Source organism: Providencia sp. PROV200 (assembly GCF_049901995.1).
Classification (GTDB): Bacteria; Pseudomonadota; Gammaproteobacteria; order Enterobacterales; family Enterobacteriaceae; genus Providencia; species Providencia rettgeri_E.
Window position 1 is genome coordinate 2,741,839 of the sequence record NZ_CP096307.1, and the last position, 25,457, is coordinate 2,767,295.

Below are 25,457 nucleotides of genomic sequence, written 5' to 3' on the forward strand. Positions count from 1 at the left end.
TTTTACAAAACTGTTGCGTTTGCACTGACACCTTATTTTCCCACATTTTTTGCAGCTCAGTGGAACTAATTATAAAAAACTATTAGTTACAATAAGTTAAAATGGGAGAGTTAATAATTGAGGAGCCAATAATATTAATTAATTTATATTGTACACTGGGTAAAACAATAATGCTTCGGATAATGCAGGTTTTCAAACGAAAACCTGCATTTTCAACATTTCGCTAAACCAACTAATCAAATTATAGTGGACCAATTCGACTAAAGCGTACACCCGTCGGCCATTCGTTTTCTTGTTTATCTAAACTTAACCAAATAAATACCGCACGACCAACTAAATTTTCCTCCGGTACAAAGCCCCACATACGGCTGTCAGAGCTATTATCTCTGTTATCACCCATCATAAAGTAGTGCTTTTCAGGAACAATCCATTCATTCCTCGGCATGCCTGGTTGCAAATATTTTGCTTCAGTAATTGCTTGGCGAATAATAAGAATTTGATGCTCAACAGTATCTAATTTTTCGCTGCGCTCATACTGACGTAGCGCATTCCTTGGTAATGCTTGATCTAACGGAACTTCATAATTCCCTTTTTGGTTGTCAACAACAGAACCGATATCAAGGAACATTGTCCACTCACTCGGAGCCAGAGGGCCATAAACAATTGGCAGCTTCTCTGTACACTTGTTGTCAGCACAATTTGGGTAAATTGTTAGCTCTTTAGCATCCGGGTTATAAACAATTTTATCTCCCGGTAGACCAATAACACGCTTTACGAAATCTACGTTAGTATCTTTCGGATATTTAAATACCGCGATATCACCACGCTTTGGCTTACCCGTTTCAATGAGTGTCGTTTGGGTAATTGGATCTTTTAACCCATATGCAAATTTCTCTACCAACATAAAGTCACCAACTAACAACGTTGGCATCATTGACCCTGAAGGTATTTGAAATGGCTCATAAATAAATGAGCGCACAACCAATACAATCGCTAACACAGGGAAAATAGATGACCCTGTTTCAAGCCATGATGGACGGCGGACAGCATTTGCTACATCCGCTTCACTCACTGCGCCATTCGCTGCATCTTGTAACTGCTTGAGTTTTGCTTTACGTGCAGGTGCAAATTTAAACTTGTCTAAACACCATATAATCCCTGTGATTAATGTTGCCAGTGTTAGGATCAAGGCAAAGGTGTTCGCCATTGAGGCTCCTTGTAAACTTAGTCTTTACCAACGTGCAATATAGCAAGGAACGCTTCTTGTGGTAGCTCAACGTTACCAACCTGCTTCATACGTTTCTTACCATCCTTTTGCTTCTGCAACAGTTTTTTCTTACGACTAACGTCACCACCATAACACTTGGCGAGTACGTTTTTACGCAATTGTTTAACTGTAGAACGAGCAATAATGTGGTTACCAATCGCTGCTTGTATCGCAATATCAAACTGCTGACGAGGGATTAGCTCTTTCATTTTTTCAACCAGTTCACGACCACGATGTTGAGAGTTCGCACGGTGAGTGATCAAAGCCAACGCATCAACACGCTCATTGTTAATAAGAACATCAACACGCACCATGTCTGATGCTTGGAAGCGTTTAAATGCATAATCTAAAGATGCATATCCTCGAGAGGTTGATTTTAAGCGATCGAAGAAATCCAATACGACTTCTGCCATTGGGATTTCGTAAGTCAGCGATACTTGATTACCATGATAGACCATATTGGTCTGAACGCCACGTTTCTCAATACAAAGTGTAATAACGTTACCTAAATATTCTTTAGGCATCAGCATATGGCATTCTGCGATTGGTTCGCGTAATTCTTCAATATTGTTCAATGCTGGTAGCTTAGATGGGCTATCAACATACACGATATCACCGTTGGTTTGCTGCACTTCGTATACTACCGTGGGTGCAGTGGTAATCAAATCAAGGTCATATTCACGTTCTAAACGCTCTTGAATGATTTCCATGTGCAATAGGCCAAGGAAACCACAACGAAAACCGAAGCCTAGTGCAGTCGAAGTTTCTGGCTCATAGAATAAAGAGGCGTCATTTAGACTTAATTTACCTAACGCATCACGAAATGATTCATAATCATCAGAACTTACAGGGAATAACCCAGCGTAAACCTGTGGTTTAACCTTTTTAAACCCAGGCAATGCTTTATCCGCTGGATGACGAGCTCCCGTTAGCGTGTCACCGACTGGAGCTCCTGTAATATCTTTAATTGCACAAACCAACCAGCCTACTTCACCGCAATTCAAAACATCGCGATCAATTCGCTTGGGTGTAAAAATACCGAGACGGTCCGCGTTATACACTTGGCCAGTGCTCATGACTTTAATTTTATCGCCTTTTTTCAATGTTCCGTTCTTAATGCGGATCAATGAAACAACGCCTAAATAGTTATCAAACCATGAGTCAATGATGAGTGCTTGCAAAGGCGCATCTGCATTCCCAACAGGTGGTGGGATCTCTTTAACGAGGCGTTCAATTACATCTTGAACACCAATACCCGTTTTCGCAGAGCAGCGAACCGCATCATGTGCATCAAGACCAACAATATCTTCTATCTCATCAGCAACACGTTCAGGATCGGCAGCGGGTAAGTCAATTTTATTTAAGACTGGAACCACTTCTAAGTCCATTTCGATAGCGGTATAGCAGTTTGCCAAGGTTTGAGCTTCAACACCTTGCCCTGCATCAACCACCAGCAAAGCACCCTCACAGGCTGCTAATGAACGAGATACTTCATAAGAGAAGTCAACGTGACCCGGTGTGTCAATGAAGTTTAATTGGTAAGTTTCACCATCTGAAGCTTTATAATCAAGCGTCACGCTCTGTGCTTTAATAGTGATCCCACGCTCGCGCTCTAAGTCCATCGAGTCTAAAACTTGCGCTGCCATTTCGCGGTCGGTTAAACCACCACAAATTTGGATAATGCGGTCTGACAAGGTCGACTTACCGTGGTCGATATGAGCAATGATGGAAAAGTTTCTTATATTATTGATTTTCAAGGTAATATCTTCTTTTAAATTGCCTTACAAAATCAGTTTTGTGCAAATGTCGCAACAAAACTAAAATGCTATGATTATCACAAGATTGTTAATTAGCTGCATTTTACATATAAGAACCCGCTAACACAAAGATTCAATGTAAAACAACTGTAAACCTACATAAGGTAGGTAGGTTAGTCGCCCTAATTCAGTATAAATACGACTCACTTCAACCATTTTTATAGCCATAATCAATCTATTGTAATTTCTAACTCAAAACTGACAAAATATGTTAATGACCTGATTTGTCATAATACTATATCTGTCATAATACTATTTGCCTGCTAACTAACTCTCATCCACAAAAAAGGGAAACATATGTTCCCCTTCTATTGATAATATCAAATTAACCTTCTAACTCAACATATTGAAATTTAGCAATTAATTTGCACTGAAAGCTCGTTTGGATGTAACCCAATCTGTAAAACGACGGGTTGAAAAGCTTCATCATCACGCCAATTTGATGCGAGTCTACGCGCGACATAAAAACCAATAATACCACCAATTACACCTGAAATCGCTATCCAGAGCTGCTCAAAATCAAACGCCTGCGCTAAGCCAGCAAAAATAAATAACCCGAAAATAGGCGTTAAATAAACTAATAGCGCTGAGCGAATTAAACTTCCTTCAGGAATACCGACTTCAACTTTTTGCCCCTCAACTAGCGGTTGCTCAATCGCAATTTCTAATTCATGTTCCGTATTTGGCCCTATTTTGCTTAAAGCATAAGAACCACAGGTTTTTCGAGCACTACAACTGCCACACCCGGACGAAGAACCATAGCGCAATAAAGCTCTACCGTTTTGCCAACGGACTACTGTTGCCCACTCTTTTACCATAATTTACTCCCGAAACTGAATACTACCTGCGACCATTTGTGCTGTTGCTAACGGTAATTCACCGATGATAGTGATGACATTTTGCTTTTGCGTCATTGTGTAAATAGTCCGACGCCCATTTTGAAGCGGTTGGTCAAGTAACGGGCCTTTAGTTGATTTTGTCACATTTACAGAAAAGGTAAATAAACCATCACTAAACATCGCGGTTTCTACTACGTCATCTTCCGCCAATTTTCGCGAAGATCGAGATATTTCTTCAAAACCTGGAGGTAACATGCCCACTTGCCATTTAAAAGAAGGATTTCCATTTGTAGGGGAAATCAATAATGGTGGCATATTTACCTTACTTAATGTGAGTAATGAATCCTTCACTGTTTGGCTATCTAGCACCGTCGAGATAACACGAAATTGTTCTAATGTTTGGCTATTATTATCGAGAAGGTCAATACGTAATGGCAATTTCGTTTCTTCGTCGATTAATACTACATAGTTAAACCGAGAGTTGTCTTTCGATATTATGCGAATTACTAATGCGGGCCTATCGCCAATGTGGGTACGCCCTGCATCAATAAAATTATAATAAGGCTTAATCTGTTGATAATTGGCAAAAACTACTGACGGTAAGTTATCAACTATATATTTGCCGTTTAAGCTAAAAGCATCAAAACCAGGTTCAAAATAACTGATTTTATTGCCCTTTTGTACAATTTCACGGCGCGATGAGTCCATTTGGATCATTTGTGAAACAGGCTCACCATTGATGACTGCATGACGATAACGTACTGGTGTTATTGATTGCGGGCTGAATGTCATATAAGACATTTCGTAAGAAAGGTTCTGGGCAGCATTTCCCATTTCTTTAAAAAGAACATCGGCATCTAGTTCAGATGCCGAAGCTTGATTAGAAATAATCAGGCTGCCCGTCAGGCAGATGACGGATAACCATTTATTCATTATTGCAATTTAACTCCTGCTGAAGACGCAGGTTGTGCAGACTCTTGATATTGCTGGTTAAGCATCGAGCGTCTTTCAATTTCATATTGTTGAAGCATCGCATTAATACGTTGATTTTGTTGTTCAACTTGTTGAATTTGCTGCTCATTACCAAATAATTGGTTATCTGAGATATTCAAGCTAACTGGCGCCCCACTACCGACAGGGATCGTGTTGAACATTGGCTCGTCAACAGGAGAGTCAACAGCAGTACTTTGGTTATATTGTTGAACACCAACAATCACGGCCAAAGATACACACGCTGCAACACCAATTTGAGTCAACTGGCTCGCCCAAGGACGAATTTTGCCCCAGAATGGGAAAGCCCCCCAAGTCGCAGGCTCTGGCTGCGATTCGACAACTACCTGAGGATTAATACGCACAGCTTCATTCTCTAATGCTGCCGCAACTTTACTTGCAATATCAAAGTGCATGACTTCACTAGTATCGTTACGTAGAGTATCACGAATAAGATGATAGCTCTCCCAACGTTGTTTTAACGTTGAATCACGTGAAATAGCGTTGACCAGTTCTAAGTCTAGTACTTCGCCATCCATCATTGCGGAAAGTTTCTCTCTTTGCATGCCCAATTACCTTCAGTTAATTGCATCACAATTATATTTAATTGACTGATTTAACATATTAATACTGTTGAATCAGTGGTTGAACTTTATTGTCAATTGCTTCCCTTGCCCTAAAAATCCGAGAACGTACGGTGCCAACTGGGCAATCCATTATTTCTGCGATTTCTTCGTAGCTCAAACCATCTAACTCACGAAGCGTAATTGCCATTCTGAGGTCTTCAGGCAGCGATTCGATGGTTCGGAAAACAACTTTCTTTAATTCATCAGACAACATTAAGTTCTCTGGGTTCGAAATTTCTTTTAAGGCACCTGCGGTTTCAAAGTTTTCTGCATCACTCGCTTCCAAGTCCGACGCAGGTGGGCGTCTATCTTGGGCAACTAAATAATTTTTAGCTGTATTTACCGCAATCCGATAAAGCCAAGTATAAAATGCGCTGTCACCACGAAATGAACCAATGGCACGATAAGCTTTTATAAATGACTCCTGTGCAACATCAGGCACATCCGCTTGCGGTACATAGCGGGATACTAGGCTCGCGACTTTATGCTGATATTTTATCACCAATAAGTTGAAAGCTTGTTGATCGCCTTTCTGTACCTTTTCAACCAAAATCTGGTCGGTCAGTTGCTCGCTCATTCCAGGAAATATCTCCCGAATTCAGGCCGATAATATGTTAACTTGATCATGTTCTCCCTTCCTAAAGCAAGCACTACTTTGAGTAGTAGAACTCGTTGAAGTTCAATTTAATCTAAAAAAATAGTCAAAAATTTACAAAACCGATAAAAAAATTACTTAGATGATCTTAAAGATCCTTATTAAAACAAATGCCTATAATAATCTTACTGACTCATAAGACAGCATACAGATTTTAAATATGAATGCGATAGCTATCACAGTAAAACCATTTGAATACGTAAATAGCGCTAGGTCAATATACTGTGTCTTAACAACCATCCACTAATAGCAATAGGACACTCGATAGGCTAACATAAAAAACTCAATACATGCTATTATATACATGCAAACACTTATGAACGGATCCACACAGCATTACACTGATATTTTAATCATTGGGAGTGGTGTCGCAGGACTTTCAGCTGCCTTACGGCTCGCCCCTTTTCATCAAGTGACCATTCTCAGTAAAAGCAGCCTCAGCGAAGGGGCATCTTATTACGCGCAAGGCGGTATTGCCGCTGTTTTTGATGACACAGACAGCATCGAATCCCATGTTGAAGATACCCTAATTGCTGGTGCAGGTATCTGTCAAAAAGAAGCGGTTGAGTTTATTGCCTCCAATGCGAAACATTGCGTACAGTGGCTTATCGACCAAGGGGTTTTATTCGATACTGAAGTTACCGAGAACGGCGAAACACAGTATCATTTAACTCGTGAAGGTGGTCACAGCCATCGCCGGATCTTACATCATGCCGATGCGACAGGAAAAGAAGTTGAAACCACCTTAGTCGATCTTGCTTTTGCCCATCCCAACATTCATATTAAAGAACGTTATAATGCCGTCGACCTTATCCTTTCCAATGCGTCTGAATCACCACGAATTTTAGGCGCTTACGTTTGGAACCGCCAAAAAGAACAAGTTGAAACTATTCGAGCGAAAACAATTGTACTCGCCACAGGTGGGGCGGCTAAAGTTTATCAATATACCACAAACCCAGATATTTCTTCTGGTGATGGCATAGCAATGGCATGGCGAGCTGGCTGCCGTGTTGCTAACCTTGAATTTAATCAATTCCACCCGACTTGTTTGTTTCACCCACAAGCACGTAATTTTTTATTAACCGAAGCATTACGTGGTGAGGGGGCTTACCTCAAGCGCCCTGATGGAAGCCGGTTTATGCCCGATCACGACGATCGTGGTGAACTTGCTCCTCGCGATGTTGTTGCACGAGCTATTGACCATGAAATGAAGCGTCTTGGGGCTGATTGCATGTATTTAGACATCAGCCATAAGCCTAGCGATTTCGTTAAAAATCATTTTCCAACGATTTATGCGAAATTGATGACGTTAGGGCTCGATCTGACCAAAGAGCCCATCCCTATCGTTCCTGCAGCCCATTATACCTGCGGTGGTGTTATTGTAGATGAAGCTGGTATGACTGATATCACGAATCTCTATGCAATTGGCGAAGTTAGCTACACCGGCTTGCACGGTGCAAACCGTATGGCTTCCAATTCGCTATTAGAATGCTTGGTATACGGCTGGGCGGCAGCAGAAAACATTAATAAAACGATCAAACAGATCGATGAAATTCCCTATTTATCTGAATGGGATGAAAGCAGAGTACATAATTCAGATGAACAGGTTGTTATTCAACATAACTGGCATGAATTGCGTCTATTCATGTGGGATTATATGGGGATCGTAAGAACCACGAAGCGCCTTGAACGCGCACTGCGTCGCATCCATCTATTGCAGCAAGAGATTCATGACTACTATGCTAATTTCCGTATTTCAAATAACTTACTTGAATTACGTAACTTAGTTCAAGTCGCTGAGTTAATGGTTCGCTGTGCATTAGAACGCAAAGAGAGCCGTGGGTTACATTACACCTTAGATTACCCAGAACCACTTCCTAATTCAGGTCCCACTATTTTAAAACCTGAATAACATGAGCTAGAGCCGGCCTTTGAGCCGGCTTTAATATTTCACATAAAATGGCTGAATGAGTTTACGAAATTCATCGGTATACTCACCCTTTTCATCTTTGAGTGCCAGCGATGTCACTTGTGTTTGTGTCTCTTGCAGTTGAATGCCCAATAGCATGCGATGGTAGACCGTTGTAGGTTTATCACTAACATTGACGCGAAAAGCGGTAAACCAACCTGAATTCTCAGCCATCTTCTGCATTTTTTCACCAACTTCATAGGGCAGCACTAAGCAAAATAGTCCATGAGCAGCAAGGCAAGCTTTCGCACTTTCAAGTAAAACATCATGTGTTAGCGTCGATGTATATCTTGCTTGGTCTCTTTTTTCATCTCGACATGCAACCGCAGGTTCAAAGTAAGGCGGGTTACTGACAATTAAATCATATTGCGCTGCAGATGATTGGCTGTAGCTCACAATGTCTTGGTTGATGACCTGTAAACGATCCACCCATGGTGATTCAATAAAATTTTCTTGTGCTTGCGCTGCTGCATCATTATCTAATTCAACAGCATCAACACGTAATATTGCATTTCTCTGTGCTAGCATCAACGCGATTAACCCGCTACCGCTTCCGATATCTAAAGCAGACTGGATCCCCTCTACAGGAGCCCAAGCGCCCAATAGCACACCATCCGTTCCCACTTTCATCGCACATCGGTCATGAGCCACAAAAAACTGTTTAAACGTAAAACCGCCTTTGCGGTAATTCTTTTCTTGCTTACACATTCAGGCACTCTATTGGTTAATATTTATTCGACCATTCTCATTTTAAGCAGATAAAAGTCATAATTTAACCTATTTGCTACAATATAATTCTCATATTATGAGAATTATATTTGAGACGGAAAAAATTTACTGATAAGTTCGAAAAAAAGGAGATGCCATGAACAGTATAAATAGAACCTTAGACATCTTGTCTTACATTACAACTTGCGCCTCTCCGGTGACACCACAGTCTATTTCCTCAGCGCTAGACATCCCATTATCAACCGTTTATCGGCTACTGACAATTCTCATAGATTGGGAATTTGTATCTCACGCAAAACAATACGGTACATATTGCGTCGGTTCGCAGAGTATCAAAAATCAAGAAAAATACTATCACCACAGTTTATTGATGAGCGCCTCTAAACAAGAGCTACAAACTTTAGCGAAAAAAACCCAAGAAACCGTGGCGATTATCACCTCAAATATACGGGAAACCATTTGTGTCGACATGATTGAGAGTGAACAAGCACTACGCTGCTCTTTTATTATTGGCCGCGGTAATACCTTAATCAAAGGTGCAAGTGCGAAAACGCTGTTAGCTTTTCGTCATGAACAATACCAAAACCAAGTATTTGAGGCTCATGCAAAACAATTAACTACTGAGCAACAAAAATTGAAACTACAACAAGATTTACAAAAGATACGCCAACAAGGTTACGGCGTGTCTGTAAGTGAAATCGATGAAGGCGTACTGGGTGTCTCTGCCCCGATTTTCAAAGGGAATGATGTATTAGCCGTCGTTTCAGTTATGGCACCTGAATTTCGTTCTACACATCGCGTGGATGAGTTTATCACGCACACCAGCCAAACCGCGCATAACATCACTAAACTCATTAACTTGGAGTAATTATGACACAACCTTTCCAATGGCAAGGGCGCACAGATGGTGAAACACAAGAACACTTGCGCATCCACCAAGTCATGAACAAACACACACCCGCCAAATTTGCATTAATTGGTTTTGCCTCTGATGAAGGCGTCCGACGCAATAAAGGCCGCCAAGGCGCTAAAGCAGGCCCTGATGCAATTCGTCATCAGCTGGCAGGGTTACCTATTCATCAACCACTTGCAATCAAAGACGTTGGTACAATCCGCTGTGATGATGGCAATTTAGAAGCTGCACAGCGCTGTTTATCCGACCAACTTATTGCTCTCCTCGCTGATAACCAAAAGCCGATTGTCCTTGGCGGTGGTCATGAAGTTGCATTCGCAAGCTTCCAAGGTTTGTTTGACTATGTTGAACAGTATCAAGCGGGTAAAACGATTGGTATTATCAACTTTGATGCACATTTTGACTTACGCGAAGCCCCTGTCGCCACATCTGGCACCCCATTTTTACAATCTGCCATCTTGTGTCAGCAGCACCAGCGCCCTTTCCAATATTTATGTTTAGGCATCGCTGATCATGGCAATACAAAAGTCCTATTCGACACCGCAGATAAATTGGGTTGCCAATATATCCGCGATAAAGAATTAGCTTACTCTAAGCTTCCTCAAGTAATTGAAAAGATTAAAAACTTCATTGACGATGTAGACTATTTATATGTCACCGTTGATTTAGATGTATTCTCTGCTGCTATCGCACCGGGCGTGAGTGCGCCTGCACCAAAAGGCATTTCCACTGAAATTTTTGATGAACTGTTTGCCATTATCAAGCACAGCCAAAAAATTGCTGTTTTTGATATCGCAGAATGCAACCCTGAATTTGATATTGACAACCATACTGCCAAACTCGCGGCTTATTTGATTTACCAATACTTATTTTAATAAAACAACACAACAACTCGACTGATAAATACACTGTTTCTCACGCTGTTAAGATAATTAATTTTCAAACACCACAATAAAAATAGCTTTGAAGTTGATTATCAAACTAGCCGTAGCGCAATAACTTAATGGTTTTTAACTATTGAATTTCGCGTTACAGCTAGGCGGCAAGTGATGTTATCCCTAGGAGCATACAAAAGTATGTGATTAGGGTAACGGAGCGCGGCCAACAACGCTGTAGCGTGAAAGACAACAGTTAAAAAGGGAAAAATATGATTCTACACCTCGACACACTCTCAACCCTCTTCCTAACGGTGATCTGCCTACTCATGGGGATCCACTTAAAAAAACGCATCGAATGGCTACAGCGCTTTTGTATCCCTTCTCCCGTCATTGGTGGTTTTCTCGTTAGTCTGATTATTTGGGGGCTTAAATCATTTAACTTAGCCGAAATCAACTTTGATACAAGTTTACAAACCTTTTTAATGGTCGCTTTCTTTACGACTATTGGTATTGATGGCAGCTTCCGCATCTTAAAAAGTGGCGGCCGGTTACTCTTTATCTACCTGTTTATCTGCTGGTTTGTCGTTATCTTCCAAGACACCTTTGGTGCAGGCCTTGCGCATTTACTCGGTGTTGACCCCGTTATTGGTATCATGGCTGGTGGTGTTTCACTTACTGGGGGCCATGGCGGTGCGGCTGCCTTTGGTGGAATGGCTGAAGGCCTTGGTGTGCAATCTGCAACAGTTGCAGCAATTGCCGCGGCAACTTTTGGACTAATTACAGGAAGCTTACTTGGCGGCCCTATAGCCACGTTCTTAATTAAGAAATTTAACGTTCAGATTAAAGCAGATGAAAACGTTGAGCGAGTTCAAGTTCCTGAAACTATTGCAGGAAAAATTGAATCTATCGATGCTCACGCTTTTTTAAAAATGTTAGCGCTCGTCTTAGGGATTATGGTCATCGGTCAACTCGCTTCAGCGCAATTTACCAAGGCAACCGGGTTTTCACTACCCAGCTATGTTGGGGCAATGATCATTGCAATTGTGATCCGCAATATTAATGACCAAGTAGAATTGTTCCGTATCAACCAAAAATCCGTTGACCTTATCTCTGAAGTTTCACTTGGCCTATTTTTAACGATGGCCATGATGTCATTGAAAATATGGGAACTAAAAGCGGTTGCTTTGCCATTATTCACCATCCTATTGGCACAAGTCATTATTTTAATTCTATTAGTTGTCTTTGTCATTTTCCGCTTATTAGGCAAAAACTACGACGCTGCAGTAATGTGTGCCGGTTTAATGGGACACGGTTTAGGGGCGACACCAAATGCAATGGCAAATATGTCCTCTGTATGTGAACGCTACAAACAAGTTTCAATGAAAGCTTTCATGATTGTGCCACTCAGTGGTGCGGTACTCATTGACTTAGTGGGTATTCCTTATCACACATGGTTAATTAATATACTAAGCTAGCGATGCATGAAGGAGGAGAAACTCGCCCTCCTCCTTCAATTATTTATCTTCTCTATATTTCACTCATATCCACAGATATATCACTCCCTGTCCGTAGTGAAAACAGTTACACTTGAGCAAAGCTGATTTTTTCAGGTGAACAATTTTGCTAACCTGTTTATAATCAGCGCCCCAAATAGAGGTATATCATGACTGCATCCACTTTTACTGAACTAGAACTTGATGAAAGCCTAATTGATGCGCTTTCAGATAAAGGCTATCAACGTCCAACCGCGATTCAAGCGGCAGCAATTCCTGCTGCAATGGATGGCCGCGATGTATTAGGTTCAGCCCCGACAGGAACAGGTAAAACCGCAGCGTTTTTACTGCCTGCGATCCAACATTTGCTTGATTTCCCAAGAAAGAAATCAGGGCCGCCTCGCGTTCTAGTTGTCACGCCGACTCGTGAATTAGCTATGCAGGTTGCTGACCAAGCAAAAGAACTATGCGCCCATAATCACTTAGACATCGCAACAATCACGGGTGGTGTTGCTTATATGAATCACGCTGAAGTTTTCAGCGAAAATCAAGATATTGTCGTCGCAACAACAGGCCGTCTACTCCAATATATTAAAGAAGAAAACTTTGACTGCCGTGCCGTTGAAATTTTGATCCTTGATGAAGCTGACCGCATGCTCGACATGGGGTTTGCCAATGATATAGAAACAATTGCTGGTGAAACACGCTGGCGCAAGCAAACCATGCTATTTTCTGCCACTCTTGAAGGCGAAGCTATTCGTGACTTTGCTGAGCGCTTATTAGAAGACCCAATTGAAATTGACGCTGACCCTTCTCGTCGTGAGCGTAAAAAAATTCAGCAATTTCATTACCGAGCTGACACACTAGAACATAAAACAGCCTTACTGTGCCATTTGTTAAAACAAGATGAAGTCACCAAAGCTATCGTCTTTGTGCGTAAGCGTGAGCGTTTGCGTGAATTAGTCCAATGGTTACGTGAAGCGGGTATCGAACCTTGTTATCTTGAAGGTGAAATGCCACAGGCTAAGCGTAATGAAGCGGTACGTAGCCTAGTTGATGGCCAAGTTAAAGTACTCGTTGCAACCGATGTGGCTTCTCGTGGTTTAGATATCGAAAACGTTAGCCATGTTTTTAACTTTGACTTACCTAGAACTGCAGATGTGTATTTGCACCGTATTGGCCGTACCGGCCGAGCGGGCCGTAAAGGAACTGCAATTTCCTTGGTCGAAGCGCATGATTTCCCTTTATTTGGTAAAATTACTCGTTATATTGAAGAGCCTATCAAGATCCGTGTTGTTGATTCTTTACGTCCAACAACTAAAGCTCCTTCAGACGCGATGTTAAATAAACCAAAACCATCGAAGAAAGTGCTTGCTAAGCGTAAAGAAAAGAAAAAAGAAGAACAAGCCAAGAAAAAAGAAAAAGTACGCCATCGCGACAAGAAAAATATTGGGAAACGTCGTACTCCGGCTAGCCATTCCGTATCAATAGATAACGACAAAAACTAGTCACTAAAAACGGGTTTAGGCCCGTTTTTTATTTAGCTCATCATTTGAAAAGCTTTATCTCGCATTTGTTTGCCTTCAGGCGTTAATAAATCATATTTAATAATATGGTTACCAAGTATATCCTTACAATCTAAGCCTTTATTATTTTTAATACGCCAATCAGCCCCATTCTCCAATAATAATGCGGCAACATCGAGAGCATGACTATTTAAAGCATCATGTAAAGGAGTATTCCCTAAACTGTCTCTCATATTAACTGTTAATCCATTTTTTAATAACAGTTGTGACTGTACAAAACAACCATTTTGCGCCGCTAAATGTAAAATACTTTTTTGTTCTCTTGATTGAAACATTTTAATTGATTGGCCATAACGGGATTCAATTAAAATTTTCATAAATTGCCCATTAGCTGTTCTCACTGAGTGCTGAGCAAGAAAATTAATGTCGCAAGGTTTATGGTCTAATGATAAAAGTGCTGAAAACTCAGTTATATTTCCTTTTTTCATTGCATTTTCACAACACTCTTGCCAACTTACTTCTTGTTTTTTTTCTTTAGTGGGAAAAATTTCCAGTGGTATTTCTTGTATTTTATTATATTCACCTGTAATTGCATTCCAATTATTCCATGGTTTATGTTTGCACATAACCCTAATAATCTTAAGCATTGAATGAGCTATAAAACTTCTTGTTAATAAACGGGTGGGTAACCAATTTTTCCAAGAGCTATGTTCGCTATAAGCCATTTTAATACAATTTCCCAACGCAGAAGGGATTGGTAAAGAGTTTTGCAATCTATCAAGCCAGTCATATTGCACCGTGTAATAGCGTATCAACCCTTCTTGTGCAATTTTTTCAGCAACGTGATAATCAATCCCAATATTATTAATAGTGTTTTTTGCCAATCCAGCAGGAGTGAATGCAATACAGGGCGATTGACTTGCTAACGCTGCAATTGATGCCAATCCTCCACCTAATGAATGCCCTGTACAGATCGTATTTCCATTTACTGCATTGGATAAAATATTCATCAAACCAACGGCTTGAAAATATTGAGAATCATAAAGACCAAGACCTTGACGAATATTACTGTAAAAATCGATAATATCATTAGTACCAGCAAAACAAAGAATATATAAATCATTAAACCGACAGATATTAGCCTGAAACCCTGTTTGGCCGTCATTCAATAATTCAGCGTTAATCCCAAGATCATAAACCTCTTTATTATTTAACCTTTGAACCCCCTGTATATACCGCCAATCTTTATCATAGGCCCCCTGAGATAATAAAGCTAAAATATAATCACTTTGTTGTGCATGCCCCCCTAAAAAATCTTCTCTTACTACATCTTTAGGCCATAGTTCTGTTGTGCAAGGTTTAACCGCTTGGTGCTGATGCCGTAAATAAATATTTAAGTTTTCTCTAACAAAAAAATATTCATCTTTTTTTGATAGTGTTTGTTGTGTAGATAATGACATGAGTTCTCCCTAACAAGTATATTTGTTGGAAGAATATTGAAATACAAATAACCAAGGTGGGAAATAATCAACTTTATTAGTAACAAATAAAAAGCCATTGCTAACAATGGCTTTAGAATTTAATATACGTTATTAGATGTAATTATATTTAATATTTATTACAAGCTTTCAGTGAAAGTACGAGTAATAACATCACGCTGTTGCTCAGGCGTTAATGAATTAAAACGCACTGCATAACCAGAAACACGAATTGTTAATTGTGGATATTTTTCTGGGTTTTTAACTGCATCTTCTAATGTTTCGCGACTTAATACGTTAACATTTAAGTGCTGGCCACCTTCAACGCGCACAGTTGGCTTCATTTCCAAAGGCACTTCGCGATACTCAAAAGTACCTAATTCGTCTTTAGCAACGATTTGCCCTTCGTTATAATCGGCTTTCGCGCAAACGCAACGAGCTTCATTTTTTTCGTCATCCAGTAACCAGAACGAATTCAACAGCGCTGCATTATCAGTTTTTGTAATTTGAATACCTGTAATCATGTCGACCTCCACGTTCGAGCTAGATTGCATTCGATTTACTTAATAAATCGAAGCTACATTAACCATTAATCTTATAAAAACTTGCAATTGGATATTTGGTCTAACCAATGTATATAGATATTTTATACCAGCTAGACCCTCTTGTTTCTTTGATATTTATCAATTATTCCATTTGGCAACTAATTTGGACTGCTCAACTTTATGATTTAAATCAAAATTCACAATTTGTTTTTTTAACTATTTTTACAAGATTTCAATTTTTTTTTGAATTAATCGTCAACATCGGGGCTTTATCTCTCCTTCATGAACCAGTAAGCTTATGGTTATCAACTGGTTCATATAATTGTTCCTTCATAAATTCATTGTTATGGAATATTTCATGTCAAACTCCATTACGTGGCACGATGTTATTGGCTCTGAAAAATCAAAACCTTATTTCAAAGAGACGTTGGCTTATGTCGCAGAGCAACGCAAAAATGGTAAGGTAATCTACCCTGCTCAAGACGACGTTTTTAATGCATTTAAGTATACCGAGCTTTCCGATATTAAAGTCGTTATCCTAGGACAAGACCCTTATCATGGACCAGGGCAAGCCCATGGCCTCTCTTTTTCCGTACTTCCTGGTATTAAGCCCCCCCCATCATTAGTGAATATGTATAAAGAGCTCGAAAAGGATATTGATGGATTTCAAAGGCCGTCTCATGGTTACTTGCTCAGTTGGGCTCAACAAGGTGTTTTACTCCTTAATACCGTCCTCACCGTAGAGCAAGGCAATGCACATTCTCATGCTCATTTAGGTTGGGAAACATTTACAGATAAAGTCATTGAAGCAATTAATGAAAATACTGAGGGTGTGATTTTTTTACTCTGGGGCTCACATGCCCAGAAAAAAGGTAAAATTATTGATACCAAACGCCATCATGTTCTGAAAGCACCTCACCCTTCTCCACTTTCTGCTCACCGTGGTTTTCTCGGATGCGGGCATTTCTCACAAACAAATGAGATTTTAGCTCAGCAGGGCAAAACCCCCATTGATTGGGCGCCAGTGATTAGTGAATAGTTTCAGGTTGTAGACATAAAAAATGGGATACTTAAGTATCCCATTTTATCAATTACTTAGATACAATCACCATTGCAGGTCTGAGTAAACGGTTATTTAACGTGTACCCTTTTTGCATCACATCAATCACATGGTTAGATTGGTGATCAGGTGACTCAATCATCGTCATCGCTTGATGAACCTCAGGATTAAATGGCACATTCACTTCACTTACAGGCTCAATACCGAACTTAGCCACTGCATCTAAGAAGGTTTTTAGCGTTAAATTTAGCCCTTCTAACATCGCTTTAGACTCTTCACTTTCGTGATCAGCAGCTTCTATTGCACGTTCCAAGTTATCAATCACTGGCAATAATTCATTTGAGAATTTTTCCAGTGCAAATTTATGTGCCTTTTCGATATCTTGCTCAGTCCTACGACGAATATTTTCAATTTCGGCGTGTGCACGTAACATCGCTTCACGTTCAGTTTTTTGTGAAGCTTCTAACTGTTGTTCAAGCTCAGCAATACGCGCGGCTAACGCTTGTTCGTCTGCTTGTAACTCATCAGCTTGTTGAACGCTGGCTTCTTGCTCAGCTTGAACTTTTTGTGATTCATTTTGTTCAAAAGCTTGCTCATTATGCATGTTTTGGTCTTTACTACTCATGAATATCTCCGCGTATTTAGCATTAATCCCATATATGAGAGTATTATGGGGATCTAATACAGGGATTCAAGGGAAGTCATACAATCAGAGGCCAAAAAAGTATGCAAAAGGGCAATAATACACCACAACCACATTTTAAAACGATAGGCATTGTCGGGCACCCTAGGCACCCTGAGGCTTTGGCGACTCATGAATTAATATACCATTGGCTAGTTTCAAAAAAATATCATGCCATTATCGATAAACAAGTTGCTAAAGATTTAAAATTAACCAATGCCAACACCGGGACATTAACTGAAATAGGCCAACAGGCTGACTTAGTTGTCGTCGTAGGGGGAGATGGCAACATGCTTGGCGCTGCGCGTATTTTATCTCGGTATAATAATAAAGTTATTGGTGTAAATCGCGGTAATCTCGGTTTTCTTACTGATTTAGACCCTGATAACGCATTACAACAACTTTCGAGTGTTCTTGAAGGTAAATATCGTGAAGAAAGACGTTTTTTGCTAGAAGCTCAAGTTATTAAAGCTAACCAAAAAGCCCGTAAAAGCAGCGCAATTAACGAAATTGTTCTACACCCAGGCAAAGTTGCCCATATGATCGAATTCGAGGTCTATATTGATGAAAAATTTGCCTTTTCTCAACGTTCTGATGGCTTAATTATCGCCACACCAACGGGCTCTACAGCGTATTCTCTTTCTGCTGGTGGCCCTATCTTAACCCCGAATTTGGATGCGATTGTATTGGTTCCTATGTTTCCACATACCTTATCCTCAAGGCCTCTAGTCATTAGCAGTGACAGCAGTATTCGGCTGAAATTCTTACGAACAAATATTGATTATGAAGTCAGCTGTGACAGCCAAATTATGCTCCCTATTCAGGATGGCGAGGAAGTCATTGTTAAACGTAGTAATAAAAACCTTAATTTAGTTCATCCACAAGATTATAATTATTTCAATACGTTAAGTTCAAAACTAGGATGGGCTAAAAAAACTTTTTAATTTTTTCACTCTGCCTCTTTACTGTATAAAAAAACAGTCATACACTGTATTAAAACACAGGTGTGTATTTTTACAGGAGAGCGCAGATGCTTACCCAACTAACAATCAATAATTTTGCCATCGTCCGTGAATTAGAAATTGATTTCCGTAATGGTATGACAACCATAACTGGTGAAACAGGTGCGGGTAAGTCTATTGCTATTGATGCACTTGGCCTGTGTCTAGGGAATCGGGGTGAAGCCAATATGGTACGTCCCGGTGCACAACGTGCTGACCTTTGCGCTCGCTTTTCCTTAGTAGATGCACAAATGGCTGCCAATTGGCTTACAGAACACCAACTTGATAACCAAAGTGAGTGCTTATTACGTCGTACTATCTCTCCAGACGGGCGTTCACGTGGCTTTATTAACGGCGTTTCAGTTCCTTTATCACAACTTAGAGAGCTAGGCACATTACTGATCCAAATTCATGGCCAGCACGCACACCAACTCTTGCTAGATAGCGCTCATCAAAAATCCCTGCTTGATGCTTATTCAAACCAGCAAGAACTGCTTGTTCAAATGAAAAAAGCATGGCAAACATGGCATGATTCCTGCCAACAATTAGCCATATTTCAAAAACAGATGCAAGAGCGTGAATCTCGGCAGCTGCTGCTGGAATACCATCTGAAAGAACTAAATGAATTCCTCCCTGTTCAAGGAGAATTTGAAGAGATAGACCAAGAATATAAACAGCTTGCTAATCATGGGCAATTTTTAGCTATTGGGCAATCAACAACGCAAATACTCTCTGAAAATGATGATGCAAATGTTATTAGCTTATTAAATATAGCAAAAAATGAATTGACTGATTTGGTCGCTCTTAACCCTAAATTTTCAGAGCTACTTGATATGCTTGAAGAAGCATCGATACAAGTCAGCGAAGTCAGTGATGAAATTAAGCACTATTGTGACCAATATGAGCTTGACCCTAATCGTTTGTTTGAACTCGAAAAGCGTATCTCTAAACAAATTAACTTAGCACGTAAACACCATGTCACACCAGAAGCCTTACCTGAATTATTTCAGCAATTACTAAGTGAACAAGAACAGATAGTCAATCAGAATGAAGACGCAGAAGCCTTAAATGCGCAAGTACAAGCAAATCATCATATAGCTCTCGAATGTGCAGAACGTTTACACCATGTACGTCTACACTATGCCCAAGAATTAAGTACATTAATTACCAATAGTATGCATCAACTTTCAATGCCTCATGGCCTATTTACCATTGATGTAAAATTTATACCTGAACAACTACAAATCGATGGTGCCTGTAAAGTAGAATTCAATGTGACGACTAACCCAGGGCAGCCACACCAAGCGCTTGCTAAAGTTGCATCGGGTGGTGAATTATCACGTATAGCATTAGCTATCCAAGTCATTACTGCTAAAAAGATGGATACACCTGCATTAATATTTGATGAAGTCGATGTCGGTATTAGTGGGCCAACAGCGGCAATTGTAGGGAAATTACTACGTGAACTCGGTGAGTCAACGCAAGTGATGTGCGTTACACATTTACCACAAGTCGCTGGGTGTGGTCATCATCACTTTTATGTGAGTAAAGAGACAAATGGCATAGAAACAGAAACTCACATGCAATTACTGGATAAAAAAGCTAGATTACAAGAGCTTGCGCGTCTTCTTGCTGGTTCTGAGGTAACAAAAAATACGCTTGCCAATGCTAAAGAGTTACTTGCAGCATAATTTTTGACAACTTTTTTATGCTTATGTGGTCTTAGAGTCGATAAGGAAGGTTTTAAATTGTATCAATGTCGATTATCATTGATGTTCTGACTCCAAAAGGAATGAGATATCCATGCGTTATAAATTGTTAACTGCTGCAGCACTATCACTCGCATTAATGTCTACGGGCTGTTCAATGATGGAACGTCTTGTCTATCACCCAGACATTAACCAAGGTAATTACCTCACAGCGAAAGATGTTGCTAAGATCCAAAAAGGAATGACACAGCAACAAGTCGCTTATACTTTGGGCACGCCAATGTTATCTGACCCATTTGGTACTCAGACTTGGTATTATGTTTTCCGCCAAGAACTTGGTCATGACCCAGTTCAGCAAGAAACTTTAACTCTGATCTTTGATCGTAATGGCATTCTGACTGACATCAAAAACGAGAAAAATCTTGCCGCGCAAGAATCAATGGAAGCCGCTGAAACAAAAGTATCAGAAACTAAAGCAGCGGAATAACCTAAGACACTAGAGCTACTTAGAATGATAATAACGCCCTGTCTTTTTAAAAGTTACCTAGGCAGGTTGTTATTATAAATGTCTTTATTACAGATTTATTTAATCTCATTTAAATTAAATAAATTTCAATAAAAAACCGAGCTTTTGCTCGGTTTGCTACTCTAGAATAAGGTGACTTATTTTTTATTTTCTTTAGATTTTTCAGCTCGCTTACGACGTAATTCTTTTGGATCTGCAATCAAAGGTCGATAAATCTCAACCCGATCCCCATCTTGCACTAAATCAGTCAATTTTGCGGGGCGACTATAAATACCAATCTTATTTTTTTTAAGGTCAATATCATCCCTAAGAGCTAGGATGCCAGAAGCAAGTATCGCTTCTTCTACTGTACTACCCTCTTTAACTTTAACCGATAGCAAAAATTGCTTTTCAGGAAGCGCATATGTCACTTCAATATTCAGCTCAGACACTGTAAACATCCTTCGCTCTTAAAGTAAAAGCTTGAACCATATTATTTGCTAATTCTTTGAAAATTTTACCAAATGCAAGCTCTATCAATTTATTTGTAAACTCAAAATCAAGGTGAAACTCGATTTTACAAGCGTCAGCACTTAAAGGAATAAATCTCCAGCCACCCGCTAATTTACTAAATGGCCCTTCCACAAGTTGCATATGAATGCACTTATTATCTTCTAGCACATTTTTTGTGACAAAAGTTTTGCTAATGCCTGCTTTTGACACTTCAACAGAAGCGGTCATTTCTTCAGAACTATGACTAATAATTTGGCTACCGACACACCCAGGCAAAAAGCTTGGATATGAAATAACGTCATTAACGAGTTTATACATTTGTTCTGCGCTAAACGGAACTAACGCAGAGCGGCTAATCTGTGGCATATCAATTCCTATCCCCAAAAACTGAGCGTATAATACCATCTTTGATTGGTTAAACAAAAAACAAAACCCACATAGGGCAAGATTTGCACAATCAAAAAAATATCAGCTTAGAAAGATTTCTTTCAACTCAGCTTACAGTATAATGATTGCACTATGACAAAGAAAAAACCATATAAACCCGGTTCAGCAACAATTGCTATGAACAAGCGTGCTCGCCACGAATATTCTATCGAAGAGGAGTTCGAGGCGGGTCTATCCCTACAAGGTTGGGAAGTTAAATCACTCCGAGCAGGCAAAGCCAACATTGGAGATAGCTACGTTCTTTTAAGGGACGGCGAAGCTTATTTATTCGGTGCAAACTTCACTCCACTGACAGTTGCATCATCGCATGTTGTCTGTGATCCAACTCGTAGCCGTAAATTGCTTCTAAATCAACGTGAACTAGATACACTCTACGGTAAAGTCAATCGTGAAGGTTATACCGTTATTGCACTTTCCCTATACTGGAAAAATGCATGGTGTAAAGTTAAAATCGGTGTTGCCAGAGGTAAAAAATCTCACGATAAACGTTCTGATATTAAAGAACGTGAATGGCAGCTCGATAAAGCACGTATAATGAAACATTCTAACCGCTAACCTCTAGCTTTATAGAGTATTTTCCTGTTATACTGCGCACAACAACTTGGGGCTGATTCTGGATTCGACGGGATTTGCGAAACCCAAGGTGCATGCCGAGGGGCGGTTGGCCTCGTAAAAAGCCGCAAAAAAATAGTCGCAAACGACGAAAACTACGCTTTAGCAGCTTAATAACCTGCTTAGAGCCCTCTCTCCCTAGCTTCCGCTCTTAAGACGGGGATCAAGAGAGGTCAAACCCAAAAGAGATCGCGTGAATGCCTTGCCTGGGGTTGCAGCGTTAAATTTAATCAGGATAGTTTGTTGATGGCGTGTCTGTCCGCAGTTGGCAAATGAATTTAAAGACTAGACTAAGCATGTAGTACCGAGGATGTAGAAATTTCGGACGCGGGTTCAACTCCCGCCAGCTCCACCAATTAAATCAAGGGGTTGCGTGAAAACGCAGCCCCTTTGTTTTATCTAATGTCCACTTTGCGTCCACCACTCTAAATGAAGATGGACACTCAATATTTATTAACGAGGGTGATATGGCTTTAGTAAAATGTAAAGAATGCAAAAAGGAAGTATCAGACAAAGCAAAACAATGTCCGCATTGTGGTGTGAAAGAACCCGGAGTAACAGCAAAACAAAAAGCAGGTGGCTGTCTTGTTGCCCTAGTCATTTTTGCAGGTATTGTTTATTACTTCGCTAGTAGTGATTCTGAGAATAAAACAACAAATACAAACCCTGTTGCATGTGCTAAGAATGATGGAGAGTGCATCGCAAACTCTATGATGAAAAATGCGGATTTAATTGTAAGTTGTAAAACCAATATTCAAAAACTTTCAAAGTACGATTACGAGTGGACTGATGGAATAATGACACCTATGTTTTCACGGTACTTGCTTGATGAAAAGAATAATCAAATGACTCTTGTTGGTGATGAACTTAAATTCACAAATGGATTTAATGCAAAGGTTCCTATGACCTATCACTGCATTGTTAATATTGATAGTGAATCAGTTGCTAATGCAAAAGTAACTCAAGGCCGCTTACAATAATTTCGTGACATGTCACAGCGTGATTTATTTTGTCTAAGGTATGTCACGCTAATTTCCCCAAATAATTTTCCAGTTCATTTCAGTTTTTCAATTCCTCTCAAGCCGCATGATTGCTGGCTTTCTGAAATTACATGGTTGATATCGAGATCCAATCAAACTCACGTAAAATAAAAAATACTTATATATTTCATTATTTTGCATTTTTGGCGCGATCCATTTCGTGATCTAAAAACTGAAATCTATTGAAATTCTTTTCACACATTTCAGTTTGAGATTTTCTGCAACTCCCTAGTATTGGCGCGGCTTGGCGATATGGTTTGTAGAATTTTAAAACTGAAATAATTTTTAGATCCAAATTGTGCAGGCGGGTGCGGTGTAGTGCGTTTTACGTGGTGAAATCTTTTCTTTCGTGGGGGCTGTGCTTCTCCTGCGCCATGCAGGGAACGCGATCCAATTTAATGATTAAGTTCTGTTAGATAATAATTGGTGCGCACTGTGTGGCTTGCAGGCTGTTATATTGCAGGTATAAAAAAGCCCACATGATGTGGGCAAATGGTGGACGATAACTTTACTTACCAATGACGGGAGAATACTTTTTATTCAAGCTGTCTGACTTGGTGCCAGTGCCTTTGATAGCTTGTGCGTTTAATGGTGCGCCCGTGTTGCTGTGAGTGTGTGCGGCTGTCAGTTCTGCTAATTCTTTAACAACCTCTAATGTGTCTATCATCAGTTGTGCGACGTTGATTTGTTGGCTACCTATCCAAACAATGGGGGCTATGATTTGTTGCTGTGCGCCTGCAATGCTTTGTTTTATTTGCCCAACCTTTTCAATTAGCCTTTGCCCAACCTCAACAGTCATGTCTTTTTCAATACTGGCGACATAATTTGATGATGTCGCAATTGAGTAGTCACCCTCGGATAATTGCTGTATTGCGCCTGCCAATAATTTTCGGGTACCTAAAACGGTTAATGTGTCATTGGCCTGTATTGTGGCTTCCCTTGCAACCAGTTCACGCTGTTCTTTGTCTGCTTTGATAATGCGTAGCATTGACGATTCACTAATAGCCTGGTCTGTTTCACGGTTCCAGCTACCATCCTGCGTTACACGTTGAAAAACTTCTTTGCGCTGTTGCTGCAATTGCTCCCCTGGTTGGATGTCCGGTAGGGTATTATTTTGACTGAGCGTTTGCCGGATAAACGGTTTATCTGGCCTGCCGCCCTCAAAAGCAATTTCGACTAATGTTCCCTCCGGTGGAAATTGAAACATACCGCTTTCACCGCCTGCCATTGGTAGTGGTAAAGGTACGGCTTTGTAAGTTGGTGCGGCTGATTCGTTACCGTCACTATCTAGCAATTGTACGTCAACGGCATATTTCGGTCTGAATGGGTCAGAAATATCACCGGCACTAACTGACTCGCTTGGTGATTCAATTCGCGCGAATTTTGGTAAATGTAAACCTGCGGATAATTCGGGGTAAGCCTTATCAATTTGTTTTTGAATTGGGCTCTTATTTTCGGCTTTCCCTGTCAGTGGATTTGCGGCTGTCCAGTAGAGCGTAATATCGTCATTTTCAAGCTGAATTTTATTAACCCGCTGATTATTTACCACGGTTCCAGCACGTAAAGCGGGGATTAATGGATAAGTGGCGCTGTTACCTGCAGATTGATTTTTCGAAAACTCTGTAGATATTTCGTGGTTATCGGCTTTAAACATCGAATCAACCCAACTGCCGACAAAAACTTTACCATCGGGCATTTGGTACCATACATAATCAGTGATACTAAAAACTGCCCCTAAATTAGTGAGTAGTTGATATCCGGTACCATTGTGGGTGAAATGAGGAATAGGTGTATTGATATATTGCGCATCGGGTAAAATAAAGGTTAGGCCGCTATTTTCGTGTAGATAGTCGGTGATGGTTTTTAATGTAGGGTGCTGGAATGAACATGGCCACATTTTATCAAACAAGCCAACGAGCTCACGAACAAACAATTTTTGAAAGCCATTATCGGCAGGTTGTGACCGCTCAACATATCCAGTGAAATATCGATACAATGAATCCGTGTACCCCGTATCAAAGCGAACTAATTTACCTGTGTAATCATTTTCTGTCTCAACCGTCAAAAAACCACGACCACAGGCTGATAGTTCAAGCATGATTTTAGCATCCACAATATGGACTTCATCATTAGATAAATAACAGCGGCTAATGGGTTTCATTA

At 40.2% G+C, this 25,457-nt stretch carries 24 protein-coding genes and 1 other RNA gene; 12 read left to right on the top strand and 13 right to left on the bottom strand.

Translation table 11 applies throughout. The features are described 5' to 3' along the window. Positions 1 to 241: 241 nt before the first annotated feature. The 6 genes from lepB to rpoE form a co-directional block, all read right to left on the bottom strand. Positions 242 to 1,207, bottom strand: coding sequence for a signal peptidase I (gene lepB, locus M1E86_RS12515; RefSeq protein ID WP_213913155.1), 966 nt, complete (start codon positions 1,205 to 1,207; stop codon positions 242 to 244). 17 nt (positions 1,208 to 1,224) lie between these two features. Then, entirely contained in the window at positions 1,225 to 3,018 is a 1,794-nt protein-coding gene (lepA, locus tag M1E86_RS12520; RefSeq protein ID WP_213913233.1) for a translation elongation factor 4, read from the bottom strand. A 419-nt stretch (positions 3,019 to 3,437) separates the two neighbouring features. Continuing rightward, positions 3,438 to 3,902, bottom strand: a complete 465-nt coding sequence (rseC, locus tag M1E86_RS12525) for a SoxR-reducing system protein RseC (RefSeq protein WP_125892256.1) — start codon at positions 3,900 to 3,902, stop codon at positions 3,438 to 3,440. A 3-nt stretch (positions 3,903 to 3,905) separates the two neighbouring features. Then, entirely contained in the window at positions 3,906 to 4,856 is a 951-nt protein-coding gene (rseB, locus tag M1E86_RS12530; protein ID WP_125892258.1) for a sigma-E factor regulatory protein RseB, read from the bottom strand. Then, the gene (rseA, locus tag M1E86_RS12535) at positions 4,856 to 5,479 is read right to left on the bottom strand and encodes an anti-sigma-E factor RseA (protein WP_213913154.1); all 624 of its coding nucleotides are present in this window, start codon (positions 5,477 to 5,479) and stop codon (positions 4,856 to 4,858) included. The genes rseB and rseA overlap by 1 nt, the downstream gene beginning before the upstream one ends. Positions 5,480 to 5,537: 58 nt before the next feature. Beyond that, the gene (gene rpoE, locus M1E86_RS12540) at positions 5,538 to 6,116 is read right to left on the bottom strand and encodes an RNA polymerase sigma factor RpoE (protein ID WP_004264984.1); all 579 of its coding nucleotides are present in this window, start codon (positions 6,114 to 6,116) and stop codon (positions 5,538 to 5,540) included. 394 nt (positions 6,117 to 6,510) lie between these two features. Here rpoE and nadB point away from each other — a divergent pair, with 394 nt between their 5' ends. Further along, positions 6,511 to 8,106 carry an L-aspartate oxidase gene (gene nadB, locus M1E86_RS12545; RefSeq protein ID WP_185746906.1) on the top strand — a complete coding sequence of 532 codons (1,596 nt, stop codon included), beginning with the start codon at positions 6,511 to 6,513 and terminating at the stop codon, positions 8,104 to 8,106. 30 nt (positions 8,107 to 8,136) lie between these two features. Here nadB and trmN read toward each other — a convergent pair whose 3' ends face one another. Then, positions 8,137 to 8,871 (bottom strand): tRNA(1)(Val) (adenine(37)-N(6))-methyltransferase TrmN, encoded by a 735-nt coding sequence (trmN, locus tag M1E86_RS12550; protein WP_213913153.1) that lies wholly within the window; start codon positions 8,869 to 8,871, stop codon positions 8,137 to 8,139. Positions 8,872 to 9,028: 157 nt separating this feature from the next. Between trmN and M1E86_RS12555 the strand changes: the two genes are divergently transcribed. From M1E86_RS12555 to srmB, 4 genes are all read left to right on the top strand, one after another. Then, positions 9,029 to 9,760 carry an IclR family transcriptional regulator gene (locus tag M1E86_RS12555; RefSeq protein ID WP_213913152.1) on the top strand — a complete coding sequence of 244 codons (732 nt, stop codon included), beginning with the start codon at positions 9,029 to 9,031 and terminating at the stop codon, positions 9,758 to 9,760. A 2-nt stretch (positions 9,761 to 9,762) separates the two neighbouring features. Beyond that, the gene (hutG, locus tag M1E86_RS12560) at positions 9,763 to 10,680 is read left to right on the top strand and encodes a formimidoylglutamase (RefSeq protein ID WP_125892266.1); all 918 of its coding nucleotides are present in this window, start codon (positions 9,763 to 9,765) and stop codon (positions 10,678 to 10,680) included. A 272-nt stretch (positions 10,681 to 10,952) separates the two neighbouring features. Beyond that, a complete protein-coding gene (gltS, locus tag M1E86_RS12565) occupies positions 10,953 to 12,158 on the top strand; it encodes a sodium/glutamate symporter (protein WP_125892268.1) in 1,206 nt (401 codons plus the stop codon). 188 nt (positions 12,159 to 12,346) lie between these two features. Then, a complete protein-coding gene (srmB, locus tag M1E86_RS12570) occupies positions 12,347 to 13,684 on the top strand; it encodes an ATP-dependent RNA helicase SrmB (protein ID WP_213913151.1) in 1,338 nt (445 codons plus the stop codon). 32 nt (positions 13,685 to 13,716) lie between these two features. Here the strand turns inward: srmB and M1E86_RS12575 are convergent, their stop codons facing one another. Together M1E86_RS12575 and grcA are read right to left on the bottom strand one after the other, a co-directional pair. After that, positions 13,717 to 15,162: an ankyrin repeat domain-containing protein gene (locus tag M1E86_RS12575; RefSeq protein WP_125892272.1), complete on the bottom strand. Its 1,446-nt coding sequence runs from the start codon at positions 15,160 to 15,162 to the stop codon at positions 13,717 to 13,719. 158 nt (positions 15,163 to 15,320) lie between these two features. Beyond that, positions 15,321 to 15,704, bottom strand: a complete 384-nt coding sequence (grcA, locus tag M1E86_RS12580) for an autonomous glycyl radical cofactor GrcA (RefSeq protein WP_125892274.1) — start codon at positions 15,702 to 15,704, stop codon at positions 15,321 to 15,323. A 379-nt stretch (positions 15,705 to 16,083) separates the two neighbouring features. Between grcA and ung the strand changes: the two genes are divergently transcribed. Further along, complete coding sequence (ung, locus tag M1E86_RS12585; RefSeq protein ID WP_213913149.1) at positions 16,084 to 16,764, top strand: uracil-DNA glycosylase; 681 nt, start codon at positions 16,084 to 16,086, stop codon at positions 16,762 to 16,764. Between the two features lie 52 nt (positions 16,765 to 16,816). On the opposite strand, the gene grpE is transcribed toward ung, so the two are convergent. Then, positions 16,817 to 17,410 carry a nucleotide exchange factor GrpE gene (grpE, locus tag M1E86_RS12590; protein ID WP_125892278.1) on the bottom strand — a complete coding sequence of 198 codons (594 nt, stop codon included), beginning with the start codon at positions 17,408 to 17,410 and terminating at the stop codon, positions 16,817 to 16,819. Between the two features lie 101 nt (positions 17,411 to 17,511). Between grpE and nadK the strand changes: the two genes are divergently transcribed. From nadK to bamE, 3 genes are all read left to right on the top strand, one after another. Then, positions 17,512 to 18,411 (top strand): NAD(+) kinase, encoded by a 900-nt coding sequence (nadK, locus tag M1E86_RS12595; protein WP_125892280.1) that lies wholly within the window; start codon positions 17,512 to 17,514, stop codon positions 18,409 to 18,411. An 86-nt stretch (positions 18,412 to 18,497) separates the two neighbouring features. Beyond that, positions 18,498 to 20,159: a DNA repair protein RecN gene (gene recN, locus M1E86_RS12600; protein ID WP_213913148.1), complete on the top strand. Its 1,662-nt coding sequence runs from the start codon at positions 18,498 to 18,500 to the stop codon at positions 20,157 to 20,159. 112 nt (positions 20,160 to 20,271) lie between these two features. Beyond that, entirely contained in the window at positions 20,272 to 20,664 is a 393-nt protein-coding gene (bamE, locus tag M1E86_RS12605) for an outer membrane protein assembly factor BamE (protein ID WP_125892284.1), read from the top strand. A gap of 176 nt (positions 20,665 to 20,840) precedes the next feature. On the opposite strand, the gene M1E86_RS12610 is transcribed toward bamE, so the two are convergent. Beyond that, complete coding sequence (locus tag M1E86_RS12610; protein ID WP_125892286.1) at positions 20,841 to 21,134, bottom strand: RnfH family protein; 294 nt, start codon at positions 21,132 to 21,134, stop codon at positions 20,841 to 20,843. Next, positions 21,127 to 21,561, bottom strand: coding sequence for a type II toxin-antitoxin system RatA family toxin (locus M1E86_RS12615; RefSeq protein ID WP_213913147.1), 435 nt, complete (start codon positions 21,559 to 21,561; stop codon positions 21,127 to 21,129). The genes M1E86_RS12610 and M1E86_RS12615 overlap by 8 nt, the downstream gene beginning before the upstream one ends. A gap of 153 nt (positions 21,562 to 21,714) precedes the next feature. Here M1E86_RS12615 and smpB point away from each other — a divergent pair, with 153 nt between their 5' ends. From smpB to M1E86_RS12630, 3 genes are all read left to right on the top strand, one after another. Continuing rightward, entirely contained in the window at positions 21,715 to 22,197 is a 483-nt protein-coding gene (gene smpB / locus M1E86_RS12620; protein ID WP_004265004.1) for an SsrA-binding protein SmpB, read from the top strand. Positions 22,198 to 22,245: 48 nt separating this feature from the next. After that, positions 22,246 to 22,609: a transfer-messenger RNA gene (ssrA, locus tag M1E86_RS12625) on the top strand. Positions 22,610 to 22,721: 112 nt separating this feature from the next. Beyond that, positions 22,722 to 23,234, top strand: coding sequence for a zinc ribbon domain-containing protein (locus tag M1E86_RS12630; RefSeq protein WP_048607893.1), 513 nt, complete (start codon positions 22,722 to 22,724; stop codon positions 23,232 to 23,234). A 568-nt stretch (positions 23,235 to 23,802) separates the two neighbouring features. Here M1E86_RS12630 and M1E86_RS12635 read toward each other — a convergent pair. After that, positions 23,803 to 25,455 carry a hypothetical protein gene (locus tag M1E86_RS12635; RefSeq protein WP_426099106.1) on the bottom strand — a complete coding sequence of 551 codons (1,653 nt, stop codon included), beginning with the start codon at positions 25,453 to 25,455 and terminating at the stop codon, positions 23,803 to 23,805. Positions 25,456 to 25,457: the final 2 nt, after the last annotated feature.

Bases quoted from the DNA above. Each gene is read 5' to 3' on its own strand.
- hutG (WP_125892266.1), top strand. From the start codon at position 9,763: ATGACACAACCTTTCCAATGGCAAGGGCGCACAGATGGTGAAACACAA.
- smpB (WP_004265004.1), top strand. From the start codon at position 21,715: ATGACAAAGAAAAAACCATATAAACCCGGTTCAGCAACAATTGCTATG.
- grpE (WP_125892278.1), bottom strand. From the start codon at position 17,410: ATGAGTAGTAAAGACCAAAACATGCATAATGAGCAAGCTTTTGAACAA.
- M1E86_RS12615 (WP_213913147.1), bottom strand. From the start codon at position 21,561: ATGCCACAGATTAGCCGCTCTGCGTTAGTTCCGTTTAGCGCAGAACAA.
- M1E86_RS12630 (WP_048607893.1), top strand. From the start codon at position 22,722: ATGGCTTTAGTAAAATGTAAAGAATGCAAAAAGGAAGTATCAGACAAA.
- rseB (WP_125892258.1), bottom strand. From the start codon at position 4,856: ATGAATAAATGGTTATCCGTCATCTGCCTGACGGGCAGCCTGATTATT.
- rpoE (WP_004264984.1), bottom strand. From the start codon at position 6,116: ATGAGCGAGCAACTGACCGACCAGATTTTGGTTGAAAAGGTACAGAAA.
- lepB (WP_213913155.1), bottom strand. From the start codon at position 1,207: ATGGCGAACACCTTTGCCTTGATCCTAACACTGGCAACATTAATCACA.
- M1E86_RS12555 (WP_213913152.1), top strand. From the start codon at position 9,029: ATGAACAGTATAAATAGAACCTTAGACATCTTGTCTTACATTACAACT.
- M1E86_RS12635 (WP_426099106.1), bottom strand. From the start codon at position 25,455: ATGAAACCCATTAGCCGCTGTTATTTATCTAATGATGAAGTCCATATT.
- rseC (WP_125892256.1), bottom strand. From the start codon at position 3,902: ATGGTAAAAGAGTGGGCAACAGTAGTCCGTTGGCAAAACGGTAGAGCT.
- recN (WP_213913148.1), top strand. From the start codon at position 18,498: ATGCTTACCCAACTAACAATCAATAATTTTGCCATCGTCCGTGAATTA.
- nadK (WP_125892280.1), top strand. From the start codon at position 17,512: ATGCAAAAGGGCAATAATACACCACAACCACATTTTAAAACGATAGGC.
- bamE (WP_125892284.1), top strand. From the start codon at position 20,272: ATGCGTTATAAATTGTTAACTGCTGCAGCACTATCACTCGCATTAATG.
- M1E86_RS12575 (WP_125892272.1), bottom strand. From the start codon at position 15,162: ATGTCATTATCTACACAACAAACACTATCAAAAAAAGATGAATATTTT.
- grcA (WP_125892274.1), bottom strand. From the start codon at position 15,704: ATGATTACAGGTATTCAAATTACAAAAACTGATAATGCAGCGCTGTTG.
- trmN (WP_213913153.1), bottom strand. From the start codon at position 8,871: ATGTGTAAGCAAGAAAAGAATTACCGCAAAGGCGGTTTTACGTTTAAA.
- nadB (WP_185746906.1), top strand. From the start codon at position 6,511: ATGAACGGATCCACACAGCATTACACTGATATTTTAATCATTGGGAGT.
- rseA (WP_213913154.1), bottom strand. From the start codon at position 5,479: ATGCAAAGAGAGAAACTTTCCGCAATGATGGATGGCGAAGTACTAGAC.
- srmB (WP_213913151.1), top strand. From the start codon at position 12,347: ATGACTGCATCCACTTTTACTGAACTAGAACTTGATGAAAGCCTAATT.
- gltS (WP_125892268.1), top strand. From the start codon at position 10,953: ATGATTCTACACCTCGACACACTCTCAACCCTCTTCCTAACGGTGATC.
- ung (WP_213913149.1), top strand. From the start codon at position 16,084: ATGTCAAACTCCATTACGTGGCACGATGTTATTGGCTCTGAAAAATCA.